Genomic DNA, 7,415 nt, shown 5'->3' on the forward strand with positions numbered 1-7,415 from the left:
CCCCCCCCCCGGGCAGCCCCCCCCGCAGGAACGCGCCCGCCAGCAGGGACAGCCCGATCAGCACCGTGCCCGCCCGGAACGCGTCCAGGGCGACGATCAGCAGCCCCAGGCCCACCCCGCCCATCACCGCGAGCAGCGGCCACTGCCGGGCGGGCGCCGGAGCGGCACCGGGCGCGGCCCGGCCGCCGCCCTCCGGACGCGCGGTGTCCCGGGTGATCAGCGGGAAGCGGCGCGACTTCCGGGCCGACCGGGCGGGCGCCGCGGGCGGTACCGGCCGCGGCTCCCCGGCCGCCGGTTCGCTCGCCTCAGCCGTCATGGCCGGCACCGGCGTCGGCGGCCGCCTTCGCGTTCCGCTCCGCGGCCTCCACCACGTTGACCAGCAGTTGGGCACGGGTCATCGGGCCGACCCCGCCCGGGTTCGGCGAGAGCCAGCCCGCGACCTCGGCCACCCCGGGGTGCACATCCCCGGCGATCTTGCCGTGCTCGTCCCGGCTGACGCCCACGTCGAGCACCGCGGCGCCCGGCTTGACGTCCTCCGGCTTGATCAGGTGCCGCACCCCGGCGGCCGCCACGATGATGTCGGCCTGGCGCAGGATCCCGGGCAGATCGCGGGTGCCGGTGTGGCAGAGGGTGACCGTGGCGTTCTCCGAGCGGCGGGTCAGCAGCAGTCCGATCGACCGGCCGACGGTGATGCCCCGCCCGACGACCACCACATGCGCGCCGTTGATCTCCACACCGTGGTGGCGCAGCAGCTGGATGACGCCCTGGGGCGTGCACGGCAGCGGGCCGCTCTCGCCCAGCACCAGCCGGCCGAGGTTCATCGGGTGCAGCCCGTCGGCGTCCTTGGCCGGGTCGATCAGCTCCAGCACCCGGTTGGCGTCGATGCCCTTGGGGAGCGGCAGCTGCACGATGTAGCCGGTGCAGGCCGGGTCCTCGTTGAGCTCCCGCACCGCCGCCTCGATCTCCTCCTGGGTGGCGGTCTCGGGCAGGTCGCGCCGGATGGAGGCGATGCCGACCTCGGCGCAGTCGCGGTGCTTGCCCGCGACGTACCACTTGCTGCCGGGGTCCTCGCCCACCAGCACCGTCCCGAGACCGGGATGGATGCCCTTGGCCTTCAGCGCCTCCACGCGGCTGACGAGATCGGACTTGATCGCGGCTGCGGTTGCCTTGCCATCGAGAATCTGGGCGGTCATGACTTCATCCTCCCGGATGCGGGGACGTCGGATCCAATCAGGGGCCGGTCGGTTCGGGGGCCGGTCGGTTCAGGGACTGGTCGGTGCCGGGCCGGTCGGTTCGGGAACCGGTCGGTGCCGGACCGGTCGGTTCGGGGACCGACCGGTGCCGGACCGGCGAAGGCCGCACCCCGGGGTCGGGTCGGGGTGCGGCCTCCTGCGCGTGCGGCTGGGCGGGCGCTTCCGTGGACGGAGCGGGCGCTCAGTGGAAGAAGTGGCGCGTACCGGTGAAGTACATGGTCACGCCCGCCTTCTGGGCGGCCTCCACCACCAGCTCGTCGCGGACCGAGCCGCCCGGCTGCACCACGGCTTTGACGCCCGCCTCGGCCAGCACCTCGAAACCGTCCGGGAACGGGAAGAAGGCGTCGGAGGCGGCGTACGCACCGGCGGCGCGCTCGGCACCGGCCCGCTCGACGGCCAGCTTCGCCGAGTCCACGCGGTTGACCTGGCCCATGCCGACGCCGACCGTGGCGCCGTCCTTGGCGAGCAGGATGGCGTTGGACTTCACCGCGCGGCAGGAACGCCAGGCGAAGGCCAGCTCGGCCAGGCCGTCGGCGTCCAGCGCCTCGCCCGTGGCGAGGGTCCAGTTGGCCGGGTCGTCGCCCTCGGCCTGGAGCCGGTCCTTGGCCTGGACCAGATCGCCGCCCTCGATCGAACGGGACTCATCGCCGGGCGCGGGGGCGTCCGCGCAGCGCAGCACGCGGATGTTCTTCTTACGGGCCAGCACCTCGACCGCGCCGTCCTCGTACGCCGGGGCGACGATCACCTCGGTGAAGATCTCGGCGACCTGCTCGGCCATGGCGACCGACACCGGGCGGTTGACGGCGATCACACCGCCGAAGGCCGACAGCGGGTCGCAGGCGTGCGCCTTACGGTGCGCCTCGGCGACATCCGCGCCGACCGCGATCCCGCAGGGGTTGGCGTGCTTGATGATCGCGACACACGGTTCGGAGTGGTCGTACGCGGCCCGGCGGGCGGCCTCGGTGTCGGTGTAGTTGTTGAACGACATCTCCTTGCCGTGCAGCTGCTCGGCCTCCGCGAGCCCCTTACCGCTGCCGTCGGAGTAGAGCGCGGCAGGCTGGTGCGGGTTCTCGCCGTAGCGCAGCACCTGCTTACGGGCGTAGGTGACGCCGATGAAGTCCGGCCAGGGGCCCTCGTCGGCCGCGTAGCCGGAGGCGAACCAGTTGGCCACCGCCACGTCGTAGGCGGCGGTGTGCTGGAACGCCTCGGCGGCCAGCCGCTTGCGCCGCTCCAGGTCGAACCCGCCGTCCGCGACGGCCTTGAGGACGTCGTCGTACCGCTCGGGGTTGACGACCACGGCCACGGACGGGTGATTCTTGGCGGCGGCGCGGACCATGGAGGGACCGCCGATGTCGATCTGCTCGACGCACTCGTCCGGCGCGGCGCCCGAGGCGACCGTCTCGCGGAACGGGTAGAGGTTGACCACGACCAGCTCGAAGGGCTCGACGCCCAGCTCCTGGAGCTGCTCACGGTGCGAGTCGAGCCGCTGGTCCGCCAGGATGCCCGCGTGGACGCGCGGGTGCAGCGTCTTGACCCGGCCGTCGAGACACTCGGGGAAGCCGGTCAGCTCCTCGACCTTGGTGACCGGTACCCCGGCGGCGGCGATCCTCGCGGCCGTCGAGCCGGTCGAGACGAGCTGGACACCCGCCGCGTGCAGCCCTCGGGCCAGCTCCTCGAGACCCGTCTTGTCGTAGACGCTGACCAACGCGCGGCGGATGGGCCGCTTGGTACCTTCGGCGGTCACGGGATCCTTACCTTTCGTCCCTCTATGCGGTAGCCGTGACGGGCCAGACGCCCCACGACCTCGACGAGCAGCGAGCGCTCGACTTCCTTGATCCGCTCATGGAGAGCGGACTCGTCGTCCTCGTCCCGGACCTCGACCACGCCCTGGGCGATGATCGGGCCGGTGTCGACCCCGTCGTCGACGAAGTGGACGGTGCATCCGGTCACCTTCACGCCGTGCGCGAGCGCGTCGCGTACGCCATGGGCACCGGGAAAGCTGGGGAGCAGCGCGGGATGGGTGTTGACGCAGCGACCGCCGAACCGGGCCAGGAACTCCTTGCCCAGGATCTTCATGAACCCGGCCGTGACGACCAGGTCCGGCTCGTGGGCGGCGGTGGCCTCGGCCAGCGCCGCGTCCCACTCGGCGCGGCCGGCGTGATCCCTGACCCGGCACACGAAGGTGGGAATCCCGGCGCGCTCGGCGCGCGCCAGGCCCTCGATGCCGTCGCGGTCGGCGCCGACGGCCACCACCTCGGCGCCGTAGCGGGCCACGCCCTCGGCGGCGATGGCGTCGAGCAGCGCCTGCAGATTCGTACCGGAGCCGGAGACGAGTACGACCAGGCGGAGGGGGCGCCCGGGACGGGCGGAGCGTGCGGGGAGAGGCGGGGAGGCCACGGCGGGGCTCTTTCTCGCGGGTGGTGCTGCCGTTCGTACGGTCCTACAAGGCCGCGGACTCATTAATTCCGGGGAACTCTACGAACCCGCCGACCGTCAGCAACGATACCGGCACACCAAGCGGCCCCCGGGGGACGGGGGCGGGCACGGGAGGTAGCGTCTGGACTGCGCATCCAACTGACGCCGTGGGAACGAACCGTCGCGCCCGCGCCGCCGGGCCGTACGGCACCAGCCGTATACGCCTCCGGTGTGCAGGACGACGACACAAGGGGAAGACACACTCCACATGCCGGACCGACGCCGCCACGCGGCTCATCGCCTCACACCGACTCCCGTATCGACCGGGGGGCGGCGATGAGGCACGCCCGCATGTCGCCCACGACGCCGCTGCTCCGGGACCAGCAGTCGTCGTCCTCGTCGTCCTCGTCCCCCGAGTCGCCCTCGTCCGCGCCCGGCGGGCCCCACGGGGGCCAGCACGAGGACAATCCGTTCGCCCCGCCGCCCGAGGGCAGGCCGGACCAGCCCTGGCAGCCCCGGCACCGGCCGGACGGCGCGGGTGGGGAGAACGGCGGCAACGCCGAGAACGGCGCCCAGGGAGCCCAGGGCAGCAGTCACGGAGCCCAGGACGGCGGGGGCGGCGAGAACGGCGGTCAGGGCGGTCAGGGCGGTCAGGGCGACGGAGGCGGCCACCAGCCGCAGCAGCCTCCGGCCTGGGGCAGTCAGTGGAGCAGCCGCCAGCCCAGCCGCCAGAGCGGCGGCTTCGGCGCCAGGCCCGGCTCCGCCAACCGCCCCTCCGGCCCCGGCGGGCCCGGCGGCCCCCGCTGGGACCCCAACGACCCGGCCCAGCGGCGCGCCCGGTACGCACTGCTCTCGGGCATGTGGGCCTTCTTCTTCGCGCTCTTCAGCCTGCCGCAGATCGCGCTGCTGCTCGGGGCGCTGGCCGTGTACTGGGGCATCAGCGCGCTGCGGGCCAAGCCGCGCCGTACGACACCGCCTCCGGCCACCGCCGCGCCCCTGAACGCCCCGCCCCCGCCCCCGGGCGCCACCCCGGCCGCGCTGCCCGCGCCCGGCAGCGGCCCGGCGAAGCCGCAGGCGACGGCGGCGATCAGCGGTCTGGTGACGGGCGGACTCGCGCTCGCCATCGTCGCGGCGACGTTCAGCGTCCAGGTCGTCTACAACGACTACTACACGTGCGTGGACGACGCCCTCACGCAGAGTTCGCGCCACGCGTGCGAAACCCTGCTCCCCGAGCAGCTCCGCCCGCTCCTGAGCACGCAGGACTGACGCCGCTCCCGCACACCTCACGACTGGTGTCGGATTCCGTTGGGCGGATTCCGTTGGGCGGATTCCGTTGGGCGGATTCCGTTGGGCGGATTCCCTTCCGGCCCGGACCGGTCTCCCGGTGCGAAGGCGCCGGGGCCGCACCGACCGCGTTACGGTTCGCGGCGGGGGTCGCCGGGCCAGGCCGACGTCTCGGCGCGAACCGGGCCCGGAGCCGCTTGGGAGCCCCTTACGGCCCGCAGCGGCTGCTCCGCCTGGCCCCTTACGCTCGCGGTGACCGCCCCGGCCCCCTTACGGCTCGCGACAGGCGTCGCCATCGGGCCGAGTCGGCGGGCACCGGCCGCCTTACGATCCACGACCGGAGCCGCCCAGCCGAGCCGACCCCTCGACGCAAACGAACCCAGAGCCACCCCAGAGCACGGCCCGCAGCGGCTCCCCCTGGTCCCCTTACGGCTCGCGGCGGGCGTCGTCCGGCCGGGTCGGCATCTCGGCGCGGAGGGGGTCCGGTGCGGTCAGGGGCTTGGCGGATGGCTCGGGCGTCCCCGGGCTCTTCCTGCTCAGCGCCCAGCGGCGCGGGCGGGCCGGTGGCCGGACGGTGCTCGGTGTGCCCGCGGGGGTCGCGAGCCCGGCCATCGCGCCCACTCCGGTCTCCGTACCGGCGCCGCCGCCGTGGTCCGGTTTCCGGCGCAGCCGACGGCCGGACCTGCCCGGCGCCGACCGGGGGCGCAGCCACTGCCACCACGGCTCGGCCATCGCCTCGCGCACCTCGGCGGACTCCATGGGTGCCGCCCCGGGCGGCACCGCCGCCCGCGCCCGTGCCTTGGCCTCGGCCCGGGCCGCGCGGGCGTTCCTGGCCTCCGTACGGGCCTGTACCCGGGCCGTGCGACGCGCCACCCGGGCCGTGCGACGGGCCGCCCGCGCCGCCTTCCACTCCGGCCAGGAGGCCCTGGTGGGGACGCACAGCCGGTACCAGCGCAGCACCATCGCCCCGGGCACCCCGATCATCCCGGTCCAGGCCAGCGTGATCATGCCCGTACGCCACCAGCTCGGGCCCAGGTCGGCGAGGATGCCGATGCCCAGCGGTCCGCCCGAGACCCCGGCCAGCAGCGCCATCGCGGCGGCGCAGCCGACCGCCGCCAGCGTGGCGAGGACCAGGGTCTCGCCCCAGCCCCAGGACGGCCTGGGCTCGCCCCTGCCGGGTCGTGGCGCCGCCGCGACCCCGGTGAACCAGGCCACCGACGTCCCGGCCGCGATCCCCGTGAGCCAGACGAGCGGCCCGCCGAGCCCTTCCGAGGGCAGCGCGGCGACCAGCGGGAAGTGCGGCAGCTGGGGGTAGGAGGTGATGCCCAGCGGCGCGACCACGCTGCCGCCGCCGACCGTGAACCCCGCGCCGACCCCGTACGCGGCGCCCCAGACGATGGCGTTCGGCAGCAGCGCCAGGTTGACCAGCAGCACCGCGAACTGCCCCGACCACACATTGCTGAGGTTGAGGAAGGTCATCTGCACGGCCCCCGCGTGGCTCAGCATCGACGTCGCCGTAAGGAGCGCACCGCTGCCGAGCAGGACGACGAGACCGCTGGTCCCGGCGCGCAGCGCGGCGGCCAGGCGGCGGCGCCGGCACCAGCTCCGCGCGGCCAGTGACGCCGCCACCCGTGCGGTCCGGTCGGCGCCGGGGAGCCGCCGCAGTGCGGTGCTCACCCGCCCCGGCAGCCGGAGCGGGCACCGCCCGTCGGCCGTCCACACGCCGACGGCGGCGATGGCCCCGGCGAAGACCGGCAGATGCAGCAGCGCGCTGAGCGGGGCGACGTGCAGCGGCCCGGACGAGGCGTACAGCACGGCCGCGGTGCCGACCAGCAGGTAGCCGCCGGTCACCCACGCGAAGGCGGTACGCGGATCGACGACGGACTCCTCGGGCACCCACTGCCCTCCGTCCTCATCGGGTTCCGCCTGGTAGACGGCGTGCTGGCCGGCCCGGTAGAGCAGCCAGCACGGCACCACGCTGAGCAGCAGCGGGGTCAGTCCGACCGGCGCGCTGTGGCCGGAGAGCGTCTGGGTGCGCACCAGGTCGGCGCCATGGCCGAGCAGCCACAGGTCGGCGGCGACATGCAGGGCTCCGTCGGGGCTGCTCTCGGGGGACGAGGAGGTGATCCACAACAGCAGTACGACCACGGCGAGCGTGCCGAGGCCGAGCCCCGCGGCGACCACACCGCCGAGGAACGCCTCCCTGATGGCGGAGGAGCGCCGAGGCGCGGAGCGGTCACGTGAGGACACCGACGGGCTGCGATCGGTCGTTTGCGTCACGTGACCATGCTGCCAATAACAGCCGCTTCATCCTTACATCAAGGGTTTGGTCGCCGTGTCGCTCTAGTCCGCTTATGCGCCTTTTACTGCTCAATGGGATGGATTGGCGAATTGCCGTGTTCCGCGTCCGCCAAGGGTGCCGTCGCCCACAACGCCGCGGGCCCGTACCACCGTGTGGTGGTA

General features: G+C 74.1%; 6 protein-coding genes. 1 reads left to right on the top strand and 5 read right to left on the bottom strand.

Annotated features, from left to right (window positions below; genetic code table 11):
* The 4 genes from AXW62_RS05250 to purN all read right to left on the bottom strand — a co-directional run.
* Positions 1-316, bottom strand: a 316-nt coding sequence (locus tag AXW62_RS05250) for a DUF3017 domain-containing protein (RefSeq protein ID WP_060943458.1), incomplete at its 3' end; no start/stop codon positions are given.
* Positions 306-1,193, bottom strand: a complete 888-nt coding sequence (locus tag AXW62_RS05255; RefSeq protein WP_030828630.1) for a bifunctional methylenetetrahydrofolate dehydrogenase/methenyltetrahydrofolate cyclohydrolase — start codon at positions 1,191-1,193, stop codon at positions 306-308. The genes AXW62_RS05255 and AXW62_RS05250, both read right to left, overlap by 11 nt.
* A gap of 241 nt (positions 1,194-1,434) precedes the next feature.
* The gene (purH, locus tag AXW62_RS05260) at positions 1,435-2,997 is read right to left on the bottom strand and encodes a bifunctional phosphoribosylaminoimidazolecarboxamide formyltransferase/IMP cyclohydrolase (protein ID WP_060943455.1); all 1,563 of its coding nucleotides are present in this window, start codon (positions 2,995-2,997) and stop codon (positions 1,435-1,437) included.
* Entirely contained in the window at positions 2,994-3,650 is a 657-nt protein-coding gene (purN, locus tag AXW62_RS05265; protein WP_030828625.1) for a phosphoribosylglycinamide formyltransferase, read from the bottom strand. The genes purH and purN overlap by 4 nt, the downstream gene beginning before the upstream one ends.
* Before the next feature lie 369 nt (positions 3,651-4,019).
* Here purN and AXW62_RS05270 point away from each other — a divergent pair, with 369 nt between their 5' ends.
* Positions 4,020-4,934, top strand: coding sequence for a hypothetical protein (locus AXW62_RS05270; RefSeq protein WP_252368505.1), 915 nt, complete (start codon positions 4,020-4,022; stop codon positions 4,932-4,934).
* Positions 4,935-5,378: 444 nt separating this feature from the next.
* Here the strand turns inward: AXW62_RS05270 and AXW62_RS05275 are convergent, their stop codons facing one another.
* Positions 5,379-7,232 carry a cell division protein PerM gene (locus AXW62_RS05275; RefSeq protein ID WP_159060816.1) on the bottom strand — a complete coding sequence of 618 codons (1,854 nt, stop codon included), beginning with the start codon at positions 7,230-7,232 and terminating at the stop codon, positions 5,379-5,381.
* Positions 7,233-7,415 lie beyond the last annotated feature (183 nt).

Source organism: Streptomyces hygroscopicus subsp. hygroscopicus (genome assembly GCF_001553455.1).
In the GTDB taxonomy this organism is placed as follows: Bacteria; Actinomycetota; Actinomycetes; order Streptomycetales; family Streptomycetaceae; genus Streptomyces; species Streptomyces hygroscopicus.